Source organism: Bosea sp. AS-1, assembly GCF_002220095.1.
GTDB lineage: Bacteria > Pseudomonadota > Alphaproteobacteria > Rhizobiales > Beijerinckiaceae > Allobosea.
Genome location: NZ_CP022372.1, coordinates 4675229 through 4689986, shown reverse-complemented (window position 1 = coordinate 4689986; position 14758 = coordinate 4675229). Strand labels below are relative to the sequence as shown.

General features: G+C 65.5%; 14 protein-coding genes. 7 read left to right on the top strand and 7 right to left on the bottom strand.

The window, feature by feature from the left end; all coding sequences use genetic code 11:
• Position 1 precedes the first annotated feature (1 nt).
• The 3 genes from CE453_RS24040 to CE453_RS24030 are packed head-to-tail and all read right to left on the bottom strand — an operon-like array spanning position 2 to position 3623.
• Entirely contained in the window at positions 2–1615 is a 1614-nt protein-coding gene (locus CE453_RS24040) for a putative N-acetylmannosamine-6-phosphate 2-epimerase (RefSeq protein WP_089176873.1), read from the bottom strand.
• Between the two features lie 38 nt (positions 1616–1653).
• Positions 1654–2655, bottom strand: a complete 1002-nt coding sequence (locus CE453_RS24035; protein ID WP_089176872.1) for a Gfo/Idh/MocA family protein — start codon at positions 2653–2655, stop codon at positions 1654–1656.
• The gene (locus CE453_RS24030; RefSeq protein WP_089176871.1) at positions 2652–3623 is read right to left on the bottom strand and encodes a Gfo/Idh/MocA family protein; all 972 of its coding nucleotides are present in this window, start codon (positions 3621–3623) and stop codon (positions 2652–2654) included. The genes CE453_RS24035 and CE453_RS24030 overlap by 4 nt, the downstream gene beginning before the upstream one ends.
• Before the next feature lie 131 nt (positions 3624–3754).
• Here CE453_RS24030 and CE453_RS24025 point away from each other — a divergent pair, with 131 nt between their 5' ends.
• From CE453_RS24025 to CE453_RS23995, 7 genes are all read left to right on the top strand, one after another.
• The gene (locus tag CE453_RS24025; protein WP_089176870.1) at positions 3755–4477 is read left to right on the top strand and encodes a FadR/GntR family transcriptional regulator; all 723 of its coding nucleotides are present in this window, start codon (positions 3755–3757) and stop codon (positions 4475–4477) included.
• A gap of 12 nt (positions 4478–4489) precedes the next feature.
• A complete protein-coding gene (locus CE453_RS24020; RefSeq protein WP_089176869.1) occupies positions 4490–6073 on the top strand; it encodes an ABC transporter substrate-binding protein in 1584 nt (527 codons plus the stop codon).
• Positions 6074–6153: 80 nt separating this feature from the next.
• Positions 6154–7113: an ABC transporter permease gene (locus CE453_RS24015; protein WP_089176868.1), complete on the top strand. Its 960-nt coding sequence runs from the start codon at positions 6154–6156 to the stop codon at positions 7111–7113.
• Positions 7114–7115: 2 nt separating this feature from the next.
• Positions 7116–7997: an ABC transporter permease gene (locus CE453_RS24010; protein WP_248307859.1), complete on the top strand. Its 882-nt coding sequence runs from the start codon at positions 7116–7118 to the stop codon at positions 7995–7997.
• A 20-nt stretch (positions 7998–8017) separates the two neighbouring features.
• Entirely contained in the window at positions 8018–8935 is a 918-nt protein-coding gene (locus CE453_RS24005) for a dihydrodipicolinate synthase family protein (protein ID WP_089176867.1), read from the top strand.
• A gap of 4 nt (positions 8936–8939) precedes the next feature.
• Positions 8940–9950, top strand: a complete 1011-nt coding sequence (locus tag CE453_RS24000; RefSeq protein WP_089176866.1) for an ABC transporter ATP-binding protein — start codon at positions 8940–8942, stop codon at positions 9948–9950.
• Complete coding sequence (locus CE453_RS23995) at positions 9935–10921, top strand: ABC transporter ATP-binding protein (protein ID WP_472840962.1); 987 nt, start codon at positions 9935–9937, stop codon at positions 10919–10921. Before CE453_RS24000 ends, CE453_RS23995 begins: the two co-directional genes overlap by 16 nt.
• Positions 10922–11237: 316 nt before the next feature.
• Here CE453_RS23995 and CE453_RS23990 read toward each other — a convergent pair whose 3' ends face one another.
• Genes CE453_RS23990 through CE453_RS23975 form a run of 4 tightly spaced genes read right to left on the bottom strand, consistent with a single transcriptional unit; the run spans position 11238 to position 14739 of the window.
• Positions 11238–11945, bottom strand: a complete 708-nt coding sequence (locus tag CE453_RS23990; RefSeq protein WP_089176864.1) for an SDR family NAD(P)-dependent oxidoreductase — start codon at positions 11943–11945, stop codon at positions 11238–11240.
• Positions 11942–13012 carry an ABC transporter substrate-binding protein gene (locus CE453_RS23985; RefSeq protein WP_089176863.1) on the bottom strand — a complete coding sequence of 357 codons (1071 nt, stop codon included), beginning with the start codon at positions 13010–13012 and terminating at the stop codon, positions 11942–11944. The genes CE453_RS23990 and CE453_RS23985 overlap by 4 nt, the downstream gene beginning before the upstream one ends.
• 42 nt (positions 13013–13054) lie before the next feature.
• On the bottom strand, positions 13055–13927 hold the full coding sequence (locus tag CE453_RS23980) for an ABC transporter permease (RefSeq protein WP_198302416.1): 873 nt from the start codon (positions 13925–13927) through the stop codon (positions 13055–13057).
• Positions 13927–14739: an ABC transporter ATP-binding protein gene (locus CE453_RS23975; protein WP_089176861.1), complete on the bottom strand. Its 813-nt coding sequence runs from the start codon at positions 14737–14739 to the stop codon at positions 13927–13929. Before CE453_RS23975 ends, CE453_RS23980 begins: the two co-directional genes overlap by 1 nt.
• Positions 14740–14758: the final 19 nt, after the last annotated feature.

Sequence of the window (14758 nt, the reverse complement as noted above, 5' to 3'; positions counted from 1 at the left end):
GTTACGCCGTGGGCAAGACGGCATCGCGAGCCACACTCACGTTCGCTTCCGGGTTTTCGAGGGGCAACTGCCGGCGCAACAAGTCGGCGGCACCCAGAAGGCCGGCATCGGCCCCGAGGAGGGCAGGCGCCAAAGTCGGCCTGAGAGCAGAGGGGAAGCGGGATAGAGCGGCCTCGAGACGAGGCAGGAAGCCTGTCGCGAGCCCTACGCCACCGCCGATCACCATGACCTGTGGGTCGAGAACAGCCTGCAATCCCGGAAGGGCCAGGGCGAGATGGTTTACCGCGGCGGCAACGATGCCTTCGGCCCAGCTCTCGCCGGCCTCCGCCGCAGCAAAAACCGCTTTGGCATCCACATCATGTCCGGCTGACCGAGCTGCGGTTGCGATGGCGAAGCCGGACGCCAGGTCTTCCAGCCGTCGGTATTGCCCTTCCGGAGCTGGCACGGGGATTTGGCCGACATGCCCGGCCAGGCCGCCCGATCCGCGCAGGAGCTGCCCCCCGATGACGGCGCCGCCGCCGATTCCGCTCGATATGGTCAGAAAGAGGAGGTCGCGGCTCCGGCCGGCCCCAAAGCGGTATTCACCCCAGGCCGCCGCCTGAGCATCGTTCAGCGCCAGGGCAGGGCTGTCGAAGCGATCAGCCAGGCGCGAGGCGAGCGGGAAGTCGGCAGGAACGGGCAGGGTTGCCGGATTAACGGCTGTCCAGCGCCCATCGTGGATGAGCCCGGTCACGGCGGCTGCGACACCGCGGTAGCGTCCACGCCAGTCCCGTGCGCTGTCGGCGGCTGCTTGCAGCCACATCTCCGCTCCGTCGGCGGGCTTCGTCGGGACCTGCCGCCGCTCGACGATACGGTTCTCCAGGATCAGCGCGACCGCCGTCTTGCTGCCGCCGATGTCGATGGCGAGAACCGGCATCACCGGCGCTGCTTCGGCGGCGACAGCTTCCGCGAACCACTGCGTGATATGCTCCGGGCGCGTGATCGCGGAGCCGACGACAACCGCAACGGCTCCCGCGCGGATGGCCGCCGCGGCGAGGCCTGGCTCGTTGTAGCGACCTTCGGCGAATACCGGCTTCCCAAGCGCGCAGGCGTCCGAGACCAGCCCGAGATCCGGCATCCGCGGCGTCGGTCCTTCCCCGGTGTAGCCCGACATGGTGGTGCCGATAATGTCCACGCCCAGCGCGCTGGCGGTCTTCGCCTCGGCCAGCGTCGCAATGTCCGCCATGGCGATCCGGCCCTGGGCATGCACCGCCTCAATGAGGGTCTTCACCGGCACGGGCCTCGGTCGATCCGTGGCGTCGAAGGCGATGACCGTCGCTCCGGCCTCGGCAATCCCCGTGACATCCTCGATCCAGGGCGTGATCCGGACGGGCGTGTCCTGCAGGTCTCGTTTCACGAGGCCGATGATCGGTAGCGAACAGGCGGCCGCGACCGCGGCGACATTGGCGGTGCCCTCGATCCTGAGAGCGCGGGCCCCGGCGTTCTGGGCGGCGAGAGCGAAGCGCACGACCGAGTCGGGATCGTCGAAGGGTCCTCCGGGGACGGGCTGGCACGACACGACCAGGCCACCCTTCAGGCGATCGATGAGCGTTGTAACCGCTGGCTGCGAGGTCATGGCGAGTCCGGACTTGCGCGGTGTTGTCGGATGGTGGGCTAGATCTGGGTCATGCCGATGACGGGGATTTCGCGTCGGGCGGCGCTCGCCTGGTGGGCGGCTTCGATGCAGGCGATGATATGGCGCCCATACGCCCCGCTGACCGGGGAAGCCGTGTCGTTCACGATGCTGTCGGCGAAGGCCCGCCACTCGCGTGCGACGGCCGCGCTCATCCAGTTCGGCTCGATGGAGTCCGGAACCGGTGTCCAGACCCCACCCCGGCCGGTGAAGACACCCTGGTCGAAATCGATGCGGACCGTGCCGTCCTCGCAGACCAGGTCCATGGCGAAGGTCACCGCCCCATTGCGGTAGCCGACGCTGGCGACCTGCCCGATCCGGCCATTCGCGAAGCGCAAGCCGATCAGCGCGGCATCATCGGCCCGTTGGCCGTGAAAGAACGTGCCGGCCATGGCCGTCACGCCATCCACCGGCTGGCCCATGAGCCAGATCAAGCGATCGAGCGCGTGAATGCCGGCCGTCATCAGCATGCCACCGCCGGTGTGTGTATCGAGGTGCCAGGAGCGCCGGTTGGCCTCCATCCAAAGCTTGATCATCCAGCTCGAGCCGAGGACAGGGGCGCCGAACGCGCCTGCATCGATGATTTCCTTGGCTCGGAGGCAGGGCAGAGCGAAGTGCATCACGTGCCCGATCATGAGCTTGACGTCATGGGCATTGGCCGCCGAGAGGATGGCGTTGCAGGCGGCGATGCTGGGCGCCATCGGCTTTTCGAGCAGGATGTGCTTGCCCGCTTGCGCGGCTCCAATGGCGATCTCTTCATGCAGATGGTGCGGCGTGGCGATCAGCACGGCATCGACGGCCGGATCGTCGAGCAGGGCCCGCCAGTCGCCGTAACTCCTGCCGCCGTGCTCGGCCGCGAAAGCGGCTGCGGCATCGGCATTGTCCCGGCAGGATGCGACGAGCCTCACCTCGTCGACCTCGGCCATCGCGCCAGCGTGAACCGCTCCGAAATGTCCCGCTCCGATGATCCCGACCCCGATCATGCGTTTGCCTTCTCGTATGCCGCGTCGATGACCTGCATCGCCGCCAGATAATCCTCGATGCCCACTGCTGGGGGCTTGCCCGAGCGGAGCTTGTCGAACGTGTCGGCCATGAACAGCCGATAGCGCGTGCTTGGATGCTCGGGCGGGAGTGCCCGGTTGCGGCCATCGTCCAGCGTCGTGCAGTGGGACGTCTCGCCGCGATCGATCAGGTAGGCGTTGCCGGTGGCGACCCGCCACTCGAAATCCCCGCCCGGTGCCATCGACGCATAGGTGTACCCGGCCTCGACCGTGAACAGCTTCCCGCCCTCGTCGCACAAGGTGACATGAGCATGGTCCTCGACCGGCTCGTCATGGATGCGATGGCTGATCGAGGCCGAGACGACGCGCAAGGTTCCCTGCGCGAGGGAGAGCGCGGCGTCGATGCCGTGGATGCCAAGGTTCCGCAGGGCCCCGCCACCGCCGATCGCGGGATCGAGCATCCAGTCGACACCGTCGTCCCGGTAGCGTTGAGGCGGTCCATTGACGATCCGGAAATGGCCGTGGGCGAGCGCGCCGAGACGGCCTTCCGTCTCGAGCTCCGTCATCGCCCGGAAGATCGGCCCGAAGCGGTTGGGAAGCGGGACGCCGACAAAGGCGCCGCGCTGCCGGCTGGCCTCGACGACGCGCATCAATCCGTCCGTGGTGTTGGCTGCCGGCTTTTCGAGAACCAGCGGAACACCCGTCGCGATGATCTGAACGGCAAGGTCAGGCACGATCAGCGGATGTCCCATGAGCACGATGAGGTTGGGGCGGTCGTTGATCGCCTGCTCCAGGCTCTGTGCGGTTGCCAGCCCATGGTCGGCGGCAAACCGCTTTGCCGTCGTCGTATCGGGGTCCCAGACCGTGGTGACCTCGCCGCCCGACGAAGTGACGGCGTCCAGATGCATCCGCGCGTGCCAGTGGCCCACGCCTAGCAAGGCAACTTTCATGGGGCTCAAGTCCGATGTTCGGTCCGCCTGCAAACTAGCTTGATGGATATCCTACAAGCTGATATTGGACAAGTGTCATCAAGGATCCCGGCTTCATTCGTGGATCTCGTGAGAGGGGAGGCGGTCCGGGCATGCCAGGTGAGAAGCGGCTCAAGCCGTTGAGGCGGCCTCCATCACTGCATGTGAGCGTGCAGGAGAGCCTGCGCAGCTATGTCGAGGACAATCAGCTCAAGGCCGGCGACGCGCTGCCGCCCGAGTCTTTTCTTGGCCAGCAGCTCGGCGTCAGCCGCAACTCCGTGCGCGAGGCGATCAAGGCGCTGGAGTCCCTGGGGATCCTGGAGACCCGCCGCGGCATCGGCGTCTTCGTGAAGGAGTTCTCGTTCCAGCCGCTCCTCGACAATCTCGCCTACGGCCTGGCCGGCGGGCTGCGCGATATCGAGGAGTTGCGCGAACTGCGCAGCGTTCTCGAGGTCGGCCTCATTCACAAGACGATCGACATGATCGACGAGGAGGATCTCGCCGCGTTGCGTCAGATCACGGAGCGGATGCGCGAGCGGGCCGAGCGCAACGAGAGCTTCGCCGAAGAGGACGAGCAGTTTCACCAGCTGCTGTTCCGCTGCCAGAACAACCGGATGCTCACCGGTCTGATCGCGGTTTTCTGGCGCGCCTTCTACAAGGCTTCGGACTTCGCCAATCTCGCCAATTCCGATCCGCTTTCCACTTGGCGCGACCATCATGAGATCGTCGAGGCGATTGCGGCACGCGATGTCGAACGAGCCCGGGAGAGGCTCGACAAACACTATGAAGGGATCCTCGCGGTCATCGCGAGCAACAGGAAATCCGCCAAAAATTGACAGGAGGGAACGATGCAGCTGAAAACTTTTATTCGAGCCGTCTCCACCGCCGCGATGCTTGGGGCGACGGCGCTGGCCACCTCGGTTGCCGCTCAGGAACCGAAGACCATCAGCGGCGGCTTCGATGTGGGCCCCGGTGGTTTCCAGGGTAATTTCAACCCACTGGCGGCGACGGGTGGATTCACTTGGCTCAATGTCTATTTCGAGCCCCTGATCAACTACAATGCCGATCTGTCGGCGATCGAGGGTGCGCTCGCCAGCGAGTATTCCCTCAATGCCGGCAAGACCGAATACACCTTCAAGCTCGCCAAAGAGACCTGGCACGATGGCAAGCCCTTCACCTCCAAGGATGTGAAGTTCACGGTCGATCTCGCCAAGAACGGCGAGACGGGAACGGTCTTCGCCGCGCGCCTGAACGCAGTCTCATCCGTGGAGACGCCCGATGAGCGGACAGTGGTCATCAAGCTCTCGCGTCCGGATGCCGGTTTCCTCGCGACCCTGACGAAGCTGATGATCCTGCCCGAGCACGCGCTCGCGGGCATGACGCCAAAGGAACTGGCGACCAGCACATGGTGGGCGACCAAGCCGATCGGGACCGGGCCGTTCAAGTTCAAGCAATACGTGACCGACCAATACGTCGAGCTGGTCGCTGATGACGACTATCGTCTCGGCCGTCCGAAGGTCGATCGGGTGATCAACCGCTATTTCAAGAACGCGGCCGCGGCCGTCGCCGCCCTGCGAGCGGGAGAAATCCAGTTCACCTATGTCGAGCCCGACGACGTTGCGGCGTTCAAGGACAACAAGGGTTTCAAGGTCATCGAGGGGCAGTCCTTCGTTGCCAACTACCTCGGCTTCAACCAGCAGGTTCCGCTCTGGAAGGACGTCCGCGTGCGCCAGGCGGTGATGCACGCCATCGACCGGCAGACCATTATCGACAGCCTCTATGGCGGCGCGGCTACCGTCGCCAATTGCGGCTATGTCGCCAAGCAGCTCGTTCCCGAAGGGCTGAACCCGTACAAATACGATCCGGCCAAGGCCAAGGCCCTGCTGACGGAGGCTGGCTGGGACAAGATCAACGGCAACAAGCCGATCACCTGGCTGACCTATTACAATACGCCCCAGGCCGCGAATGTGATGGCTGCCGTGCAGGCGATGCTTGGGCAGGTCGGCATCAATGTGGTGCCGCGCGTGGTCGACACGCCGACCTATAACGGCATCATCTACGCGGCCAATCCTGACTTCAGCCAGTTCCCGCTCGTCTATGCCGGCCTTCAGAACGGACCTGATCCGTCGGGGCTCAATATCGGCCTGAACGCGGCACAGAAGCCGCCCGCGGGGGCGAATTTCCTGCGCATCGAGATGCCGGATCTGACCAAGGCGTTCGATACGGCGCTCGCGGAAACCGATCCGCAGAAGTTGAACGCGCGCTACCAGGATGTCTGCAAGGCGATGAACGCCGGGCTTCCCTGGGCCACGATGTGGGTGGCCAATCGTTACGGCGTGGCCTCCACGCAGCTGAAGGACTTCGTCTGGGTGCCCGCTCCGGCTGGCGGTCCTTACAATGCCCACCCCGAGAAGTGGTCGATCGAGAAGTAGGCGAACCTGCCCGACGCTTCCGAGAAGGCGGATCAGCGCAGTCCGGCCGCCTTCTCGCTCCAGATCACGAAGGCCTGCTCATGCTGTCATATGTCGCAAGGCGTCTCGTCGCCGGTCCGTTGATGCTCGTCGCGCTGAGCATGCTCGTGTTCGCCCTGCTGCGCCTGGCGCCGGGGGATCCGATCGACGCCTATGTCAATCCCAACGTCGCCATGTCGCAGGGCGAAATGGATGCCCTGCGTGCGCGCCTCGGCCTCGATCAGCCGCTCCCCGTCCAATACCTGGCATGGCTGCGCACGGCCGCGACCGGCGATCTCGGCTACTCGATCCAGCGCAATGGCGTGAAGGTTCTGCCGCTCGTGCTCGAGCGCATCGGGCCGACCGTCATGCTCATGGGTGCGGGCTTGGCCATCGCCATCGTGGTCGGCATCGCTGCGGGGATCTTCAGTGCCGTCCGGCGGAACTCTCCGACCGATGTCGGCTTTTCCGTGGTCGCCTTCCTCGGCATTTCGAGCCCTGCCTTCCTGACCGCGCTTCTCGGGCTCTACCTGTTCTCGATCGTCCTTCGCTGGGCGCCGTCGGGTGGCATGCTGACTCCCGGGGCTCCGTTCTCGATCGGGGACCTTCTGGCCCATCTCGTCCTGCCGGCCTGTCTTCTGTCGATCGGCCATGCCGCATTGATCATGCGCTACATGCGCGCCTCGCTCCTCGAAGTGCTGAACCAGGAATACGTCCGCACCGCGCGTGCCAAAGGTGTCAAGGAGTTCTGGGTCATCATGAAGCATGCGGTGCGAAACGCGCTTCTGCCGGTCGTTACCCTGATCGGGTCGACCATCGGTATTGCAGTGGGCGGCGCGATCTTCATCGAGAGCGTGTTCAACTGGCCGGGCATGGGCCTGTTGCTGATCAACGCCGTCGATACGCGCGACTATCCGGTGATCATGGGGGCGACGCTGATCATCGGGGCCTGCGTCATCCTGGTGAATCTCCTGACCGACATCGCCTATGCCGCGGTCGACCCTCGTATCCAGGTGGCCTGATCGTGAGTGCCGCAATAGCCGCTTCGGGATCGAGCAAAGGACCGACCGCCCGGGCGCTGGGTCGCTTCGCCACCAACCACATCGCCGTGTTGGGTCTCGTTACGCTCGCTCTCATCCTCCTTGCGATCCTGACCTATCCGATGTGGTGGGCCTATGCGCCGAACCAGATCGACCTGCGTGCGCTCAACAAGGGGCCGAACGCCAGTCATTGGCTCGGCACGGACGGCGTGGGACGCGACATCCTCGCGCGCCTGATGCAGGGCGGTCGCATCTCTCTGTTAGTGGCGGTCGCCTCGGTGGCGGTCTCGCTGGTCATCGGCTTCCTCGTCGGGGCCGTATCCTCCTTCAGCGGCCGGATGGTCGACGGCGTCATCATGCGCCTCGTCGACCTCGCCATGACCTTGCCACCGGTGATCCTGCTGCTCGTGCTGGCTTCGATCGTCGGGACCGGCATCGTGCCGACCGTCGCCGTGATCTCGCTGCTGTCCTGGCCCGTGCTCTCGCGCATGGTCCGGGCCCGCCTTCTCGAGTTGCGCGAGCGCGATTTCGTCGTCGCGTCGCGCGGCATGGGCGCCGGGATGGGCTCCCTGCTGTTCCGGCATGGCTTGCCGAACTGCATCGACATTCTCGTGGTCTACGCCACCCTGCAGATCGCCAATGCCATCCTGCTGGAGGCGGGCTTGTCCTTTCTCGGGCTCGGCATCGCTCCCCCGGAGGCCAGCTGGGGCAACATGCTGAACGCGGCGCGCTCGACTGTCGTGCTCGAACAATACGTCTGGCAGTGGATGTTCCCGGGTGCGGCGCTCGTCATCACGGTGCTGGCGATCAACTTCGTCGGCGATGGCCTGCGCGATGCCTTCGACCCTCGTTCGGATCTTCAATAACCAAGCGGCAAAGGCTTACCATGACCAGCTTCCACGGCGTCGTCCCTCCGGTCGTCACTCCTCTCACCGAGAATTTCGAGGTCGACTACCCCTCCTATACCAGGGTTCTGGAGCACCTGATCGCGGGCGGCGTGCACGGCCTCTTCGTGCTCGGCTCGACCAGCGAGGTGATCTTCCACGATGAGGCCACCCGGCGCCGGATCCTGGAGCACACCGTGAAGGTGGTGAACGGGCGCCTGCCGGTCCTGGCGGGCGTCATCGATCCGACCACCGACCGGGTCATCGGCCATGCGAAGGCGGCGCAGGCGATCGGCGTCGATGCCGTGGTGGTGACGGCTCCCTTCTATACCCGGACGAGTCAGCCGGAGGTGGTCGACCATTTCCGCTACGTGCGCCAGGCGCTCGACGTTCCGGTGATCGCCTATGACATCCCCGTCTGCGTCCATACCAAGCTGGAGCGCCAGACGACCGTGACGCTGGCTCGCGAGGGCACCATCGCCGGGCTCAAGGATTCGAGCGGTGACGATGGCACCTTCCGCTTCTGCCTGCTCGATCTCGCCGACAAGCCCGACGTGTTTCTCATGACGGGTTCGGAGATCGTGGTCGACAACGCGCTCCAGATGGGCGCGCATGGCGTCGTGCCGGGCCTCGCCAATGTGGACCCACATGGCTACGTGCGGTTGTGGAAGCACGCCCGGGCCGGGGACTGGGACGCCGCGCGCAAGGAACAGGAGCGTCTGTGCCAGCTGTTCGAAATGGTCTGGGTTTCTCTGCCTCGGACCAGCGCTGGTTCCGCCGGTGTCGGCGCCTTCAAGACCGCCATGCGCGAACTTGGCATTATCGCCACCAACACGATGGCGCGGCCGCAGCGGTCGCTCAATGCCGAAGAGTCGGCGAAGGTCGCGCAGATGGTCCGCGCCGCCGGGCTTGGACGCTGACGCGATGGACGCCGCCCCGATCCTCGATATAGCGGGGCTCAAGACGGTCTTCCGCATCGGGGGCCGGCAGGTCGCTGCCGTGCAGGACCTGGACCTGACGATCGCGCCGGGGGAGACGCTGGCACTGGTCGGCGAGTCCGGGTCGGGCAAGTCCGTCACCAGCCTCTCGATCATGGGGCTGCTGCCGAGAGGGGTGGGCCGGGTCGATCAGGGCCACATCCTGTTCAGGGGCAAATCAGGTGAGACGCGGGACCTCACCGGATTTGACGCCGAAGCCATGCGGCAGATCCGGGGCAATGACATCGCCATGGTCTTCCAGGAGCCCATGACCAGCCTCAACCCGGTCTATACCATCGGCGAGCAGATCGCCGAGCCCATGCGCATCCATCTCGGGAGCAGCCGCAAGGAGGCCGCTGCCGGGGCGGTGCAGCTCCTGGCCGATGTCGGCATCCCGGACCCTGAGCGGCGCGCCCGGCAATACCCGCACGAACTGTCCGGCGGCATGCGCCAGCGCGCCACCATTGCCATGGCGCTTGCCTGCGATCCGGTTCTGCTGATCGCGGATGAGCCGACCACGGCGCTCGACGTGACCATCCAGGCCCAGATCCTCGACCTGCTGCAGAAGCTGCAGGCGGAACGTGGCATGGGCATCCTGTTCGTCACCCATAATCTCGGCGTGGTGGCGGAGATCGCCGACCGGGTGGCCGTGATGTATGCCGGCCGCATCGTCGAGATCGGGGCCGTCGCCGACGTATTCGCGCATCCGCGACACCCCTATACGATCGGCCTGATGCGCTCCATCCCGAGGCTGGGGGAGGCGACCGCGTTGAAACGGCAGGGAATTCCCCTGCCGACGATCGCGGGCTCCGTGCCGAGCCTCATCCAGCTCCCGCAGGGCTGTTCCTTCGCTCCGCGGTGTCCTTACGCGATCGATGCGTGCCGGGCCGATGTTCCGCCCTTGTTTGATGCAGGTAACGGCAAGAAGAGCCGCTGCCTGAGATGGCAGGAGGTTTGAGCGTGACGGACGCGCTGCTTTCGGTCAGGAACCTGACCAAACATTTCAAGCCGGCGGGCTTTGCTCGCGGGGCTGTCGTACGCGCGCTCGAAGACGTCTCCTTCGACGTGCCGCGCGGCAAGGTCGTCGGCCTCGTCGGCGAGTCGGGCAGCGGCAAGACGACGATCGGGCGTTCGGTGCTGCGCCTCATCGAGCCGACTTCGGGCGAGGTGCGCTTCAACGGCGTCGACCTGACCAAACTTTCCGCCGCCGAGATGCGTCCCCAGCGCCGGCACATGCAGTATATCTTTCAGGATCCGTTCGCGAGCTTGTCGCCGCGCATGACCATCGGGCAGATCCTGACCGAGGGGCTCGAAATTCAACGGATCGGGACGCGCCCGGAGCGAGCCCAGCGGGCCAGGGTGGCGCTTGCGGCAGTCGACCTGCCAGCCGACGCTTTCGATCGCTACGCGCACGAGTTTTCCGGGGGGCAGCGCCAGCGCATCGGCATCGCACGCGCCTTGACGCTGGAGCCGCAGCTGATCGTGGCCGACGAGCCCGTCTCGGCGCTCGACGTCTCGATCCAGGCCCAGATCGTCAACCTGCTCCGCGATCTGCAGCTCCGCCTCGGTCTGTCGATGCTGTTCATCTCGCACGATCTGGCTGTCGTCGAATACATCTGCGACACGGTCATCGTGCTCTATCTCGGTCGCATCATGGAGATCGCATCGAGCGAGCAACTGTATCGCGAGCCCCATCACCCCTACACGCGGGCGCTGCTCTCGGCGATTCCGTCCCCCGATCCGGCCAAGGCCCGCTCTCGCCAGATCCTGAAGGGCGATATCCCCAGCCCGGCCAATCCGCCTTCGGGTTGCGTGTTCCGTACCCGCTGCCCACACGCGATCGAGGAATGCGCGAGGGTGGTGCCTCCGCTCGAAGAGGTTTCGCCCGGCCACTTCAAGGCCTGCATTCGGCAGGAGGTGAGTAGGTAAGAGGGCGCATTCTCCGACGACCCGGAGGTAGCCACGGCGAGGCCGTCTCGTGGCCTCTCTATCGTCTTTGGAGGTCGCGTGGGATGTGGGCGCAGAAGTAGTGAGAGCTGCGTTCGAAGCGCCTTGCGAGTTCGCAGCGGCCGATTTCGACCCTGACCGGCAATGGCGGCTCGCCAGGATCGCCAAACACGACCCCCGCGCCGCCATGTAGTGGCGGGCTGCCGAGCGGAGATGTGCCTGCAGCTGCCGTCGGAGACCACCGAACGGGGGGTATTTGCGGCTCACGCGTAGAGAGTTCTTGGGCCGGGCCGGCACCTCAGAGCGAGGCGCCACCGCAGACAAGGATCTGCTGCCCGGTGATGCTCGCAGCCCCCTCAGAGAGCAGGAAGCACACCGTCGCGGCCACCTCTTCCGGTTTCACTAGCCGGCCCATCGGTGGCATCTTCGGCGCGACCGCAGCTCGTTTCGGGTCTTTCAGCATCGGCGTGTCGGTCGCTCCCGGCGCGACCACGTTCACGGTGATCTGCCGGGGCGCCAGCTCGATCGCGAACGAGCGGGCCATGCCGACCAGTGCCGCCTTGGTTGCGGCATACTGGGCTCGGCCGGCCGTGCCCGCTGCCGTCCGGCTGCCGATGAAGACGATACGTGCGCCCTCCGGTAGCGCCCCGGCGAGCGCCTCGACGATCTGCTCGGCCGCATCCACGTGCAGTCGCCACATCGCATGACCATTTGCCGGGTCGAGCTGGCCAAGGGTGCCGACGCGCAAGATACCGGCGGCGTGGACGATCGCGTCGAGCATGCCGATGCCGGCCAGTGCTTGCGCCAGCGCCGTCGGGTCGGCGATGTCGACGGAGACATGCTTCAGGCGCTCATGCGCGAAGGCCGGCGCGCCACGGCTGAAGCCGATGACGCTCCAGCCTTCGGCGAGGAGGCGCTTCGCGGTCGCCTCGCCGATTCCGGAACTGACGCCGGTGACGAGCGCATGTTTTGGGCGCTCGCCGGTTTCGGAAGACGGATCACTCATCCAGTGTAGGCGCGCGCTTGCGCCCTGATCTTCTCGACATCGAAATTATTGATCTCACCGATCAGGTCGTTGGTGTAGATCTTCGAGAAGTCCTTGATGTCCCAGTCGTTCATCTTGGCTTCCGTCACGAATTCGTCGACCCGGATCGAGCCCATTTTGGCGCCCTGATAAGGCGGTTCGTAGAGCTTGATGCGCCGGCTGATCGCTTCCAGCACCGATTTCACCGCCTGTTCTTCGCTGGAGCCGCGCGGGGCGGTTTCCGGATAGAGCTTCAGGAATGCCTTTGCGCCGGCGGTTGGGTTCTCGAGGATGAAATATGAGGCTTTGGCCGTCGAGCGGCCGAAGCCGACGAAGGTGGCGCGCTCCTTCTCGATGCGTGGCCGCAGCCCCATCAGGAACTGACCACCGATCATCGGCAGGTTGTCGGGCCGCTTCACGAGCTCGAGCGGGATGCCGGCGCCGTCGATGATGCCGAAGCCCGTGTCGTAATAGGCCAGCGCATCGATCGCGCCGCGCTGCAGCGCCACGCCCGCCGGCACGCCGGCGCCGACCGCCGTCCACTTCGCATCCTTGTCGGGGTCGATGCCCAGCGACTTCAGCACGTTGCGGGTGACGGGATATTCGGTGCCGCCGAAATCGGAGACGCCGATATTCTTGCCCTTGAGGTCGGCATAGCTCTTGACGGCCGAGCCCGGCTTCACCGCCACATCCCATTTATAGGGATAGGTGTACTGGTAGAACCATTGCGACTGGCCCCATTCGCCCCTGGCGAGGATCGGCAGCGCATAGGACGGCACGCCGATGCCGACATCGACATCGCCCTTGTCCGTCGCGACCTGGACATTGGCGTTGCCGCCGAGTGCCAGCCCCTGCACCTTGAAGCCCTCTTCGGCATTGTAGCCGAGCGCCTCGCCCACCAGCAGGTTGATGACGCTGGCGTTGATTGACTTGAGACCGACGCCGACCTTCACCGTCTTGGCAGGCTGCGCGAAGGCGGAACGCGGGCCGAGCGCCAGCGCGGTCGCGAAGACACTGCTGGCCTGGAGCCATTGTCTGCGGTTGATCATGACGTTCTCCCTTTCCCTTGCTTGTTTATGGTTGCGGTCGATTCACTTGCGGCCGCGGTCTCCCCAATGGACGATTCGTGCCTCCAGCCCGCGGACGATGCCGTGGAGCAGGATTCCCATCGCGCCCAGGATGACGAGCGCGGCGAAGACGCCGGCCACGTCCGTTACGGCCTGCGCCTGTGTGATGACGACGCCCATGCCCTGCTGGGCGCCGAGGAATTCGGCGACGATGGTGCCGAGCAGCGCATAGACAACCGCCATGTCGAGCCCGGCGAAGATGTAGGGCGCGGCATTGGGCAGCTTGACGATCCGGTAGGTCTCGAAGCGCGAGGCTGAGAGCGAGCGCATCAGGTCGATGCGCTCAGGCTCGACGGCGCGCAGGCCGGTGAAGCTGTTGATCAGCATCGGGAAGAAGGCGAGCAGCGCCGAGATCGCGATCTTCGAGCCGTCGCCGAAACCGAACCAGATCACGACCAGCGGCGCGATCGCGACCTTCGGCAGGGATTGCAATGCGAAGGCATAGGGCATCACCAGCTTCTCGATCAGCCGGCTCTCGGCCATGAGCGAGCCGAGCGTGAGCCCCAGCCCCGAGCCGATGGCGAGCCCGATGGCCGCGTTCTTCAGCGTTCCCCAAAGTGGCAGGTAGTAGCCGAGTGGACTCGATGGGCTGACGGCGATGCCGGACCAGAGTGCGTTCCACACCGCCACCGGTGAAGGCAGGATGTAGGAAGGAATGTCGAGATACTTCACCGCCGCCGCCCAGCCGGCGAACAGGAGGGCGAGGCCGACGAGCGTGATCGCCGTGCCGTTGATGCCCTTCTTCTGCTTGCGCTTGCCAGCAGCCGTCCCGGGCTTGGGGGCCGCCTTCTCGATCGCAACGGGATCGGCGACGATGGTGGTCTGCGCCTGGCTCATCATTCGTCTCCCTGGGCGTTGAGCAGACCCCGGATTTCCTTGGCCAGCGCCGGATAGGCCGGATGGCTGATGATGCTGTCGTTGGAGCGGGGGCGTGGGATCGGCACGTCCAGTTCGCGGATGACGCGGCCGGGGCGCGCGGACATCACCACCACGCGGTCGGCGAGGAAGATCGCTTCCGAGATCGAATGGGTGATCAGCATCACGGTCTTGCGGCTCGCCTGCCAGATGCGCTGGAGTTCGAGGTTCATGCGCTCGCGGGTCAGCGCGTCGAGCGCGCCGAATGGTTCGTCCATCAGCAGGACGCGCGGTGAGCGCACCAGCGCCCGGCAGATGCCGGCGCGCTGCTGCATGCCGCCCGACAGCTCGTAAGGATAGCGGTGCCCGAAATCCTTGAGCCCGGTGACATCGAGCAGCCGGTCGACATCCTCCGCCTGCCCCACCTGCTTGCCGCCGACCCGCAAGGGCAGTGCGACGTTCTCGCGTACAGTCAGCCAGGGCAGCAGGTTCGCCGCCTGGAAGACGACACCGACATCCCGCGAAGGGCCGGTGATCGATCTCCCATCAAGCGCGGCTTCGCCGCTGTCGTAATCGTCGAGCCCGGCGAGAATGCGCAGCAGGGTCGACTTGCCGCAGCCCGAAGGACCGACGACGCAGACGAACTCGCCGTCCTTGATGTTGAGGTCGATGTTCGACAAGGCGTGGACCGAGCCATCGGCATAGGTCTTCTCGAGGCCGTCGATGCGGATGAGGTCGCGCGGCATCAGGGCCTTTGCCTCCGAGATGGGGTGGACTTGAGCGAGGGCGGCCATGGGCGTCTCCCTGTTCGAG

What these genes read in the sequence shown, in the direction of transcription:
- CE453_RS24000 (WP_089176866.1), top strand. Translation starts at nt 8,940, where the DNA reads ATGGACGCCGCCCCGATCCTCGATATAGCGGGGCTCAAGACGGTCTTC.
- CE453_RS24035 (WP_089176872.1), bottom strand. Translation starts at nt 2,655, where the DNA reads ATGATCGGGGTCGGGATCATCGGAGCGGGACATTTCGGAGCGGTTCAC.
- CE453_RS24020 (WP_089176869.1), top strand. Translation starts at nt 4,490, where the DNA reads ATGCAGCTGAAAACTTTTATTCGAGCCGTCTCCACCGCCGCGATGCTT.
- CE453_RS24015 (WP_089176868.1), top strand. Translation starts at nt 6,154, where the DNA reads ATGCTGTCATATGTCGCAAGGCGTCTCGTCGCCGGTCCGTTGATGCTC.
- CE453_RS23985 (WP_089176863.1), bottom strand. Translation starts at nt 13,012, where the DNA reads ATGATCAACCGCAGACAATGGCTCCAGGCCAGCAGTGTCTTCGCGACC.
- CE453_RS23990 (WP_089176864.1), bottom strand. Translation starts at nt 11,945, where the DNA reads ATGAGTGATCCGTCTTCCGAAACCGGCGAGCGCCCAAAACATGCGCTC.
- CE453_RS24025 (WP_089176870.1), top strand. Translation starts at nt 3,755, where the DNA reads ATGCCAGGTGAGAAGCGGCTCAAGCCGTTGAGGCGGCCTCCATCACTG.
- CE453_RS24030 (WP_089176871.1), bottom strand. Translation starts at nt 3,623, where the DNA reads ATGAAAGTTGCCTTGCTAGGCGTGGGCCACTGGCACGCGCGGATGCAT.
- CE453_RS24005 (WP_089176867.1), top strand. Translation starts at nt 8,018, where the DNA reads ATGACCAGCTTCCACGGCGTCGTCCCTCCGGTCGTCACTCCTCTCACC.
- CE453_RS24040 (WP_089176873.1), bottom strand. Translation starts at nt 1,615, where the DNA reads ATGACCTCGCAGCCAGCGGTTACAACGCTCATCGATCGCCTGAAGGGT.
- CE453_RS23980 (WP_198302416.1), bottom strand. Translation starts at nt 13,927, where the DNA reads ATGAGCCAGGCGCAGACCACCATCGTCGCCGATCCCGTTGCGATCGAG.
- CE453_RS23995 (WP_472840962.1), top strand. Translation starts at nt 9,935, where the DNA reads ATGGCAGGAGGTTTGAGCGTGACGGACGCGCTGCTTTCGGTCAGGAAC.
- CE453_RS23975 (WP_089176861.1), bottom strand. Translation starts at nt 14,739, where the DNA reads ATGGCCGCCCTCGCTCAAGTCCACCCCATCTCGGAGGCAAAGGCCCTG.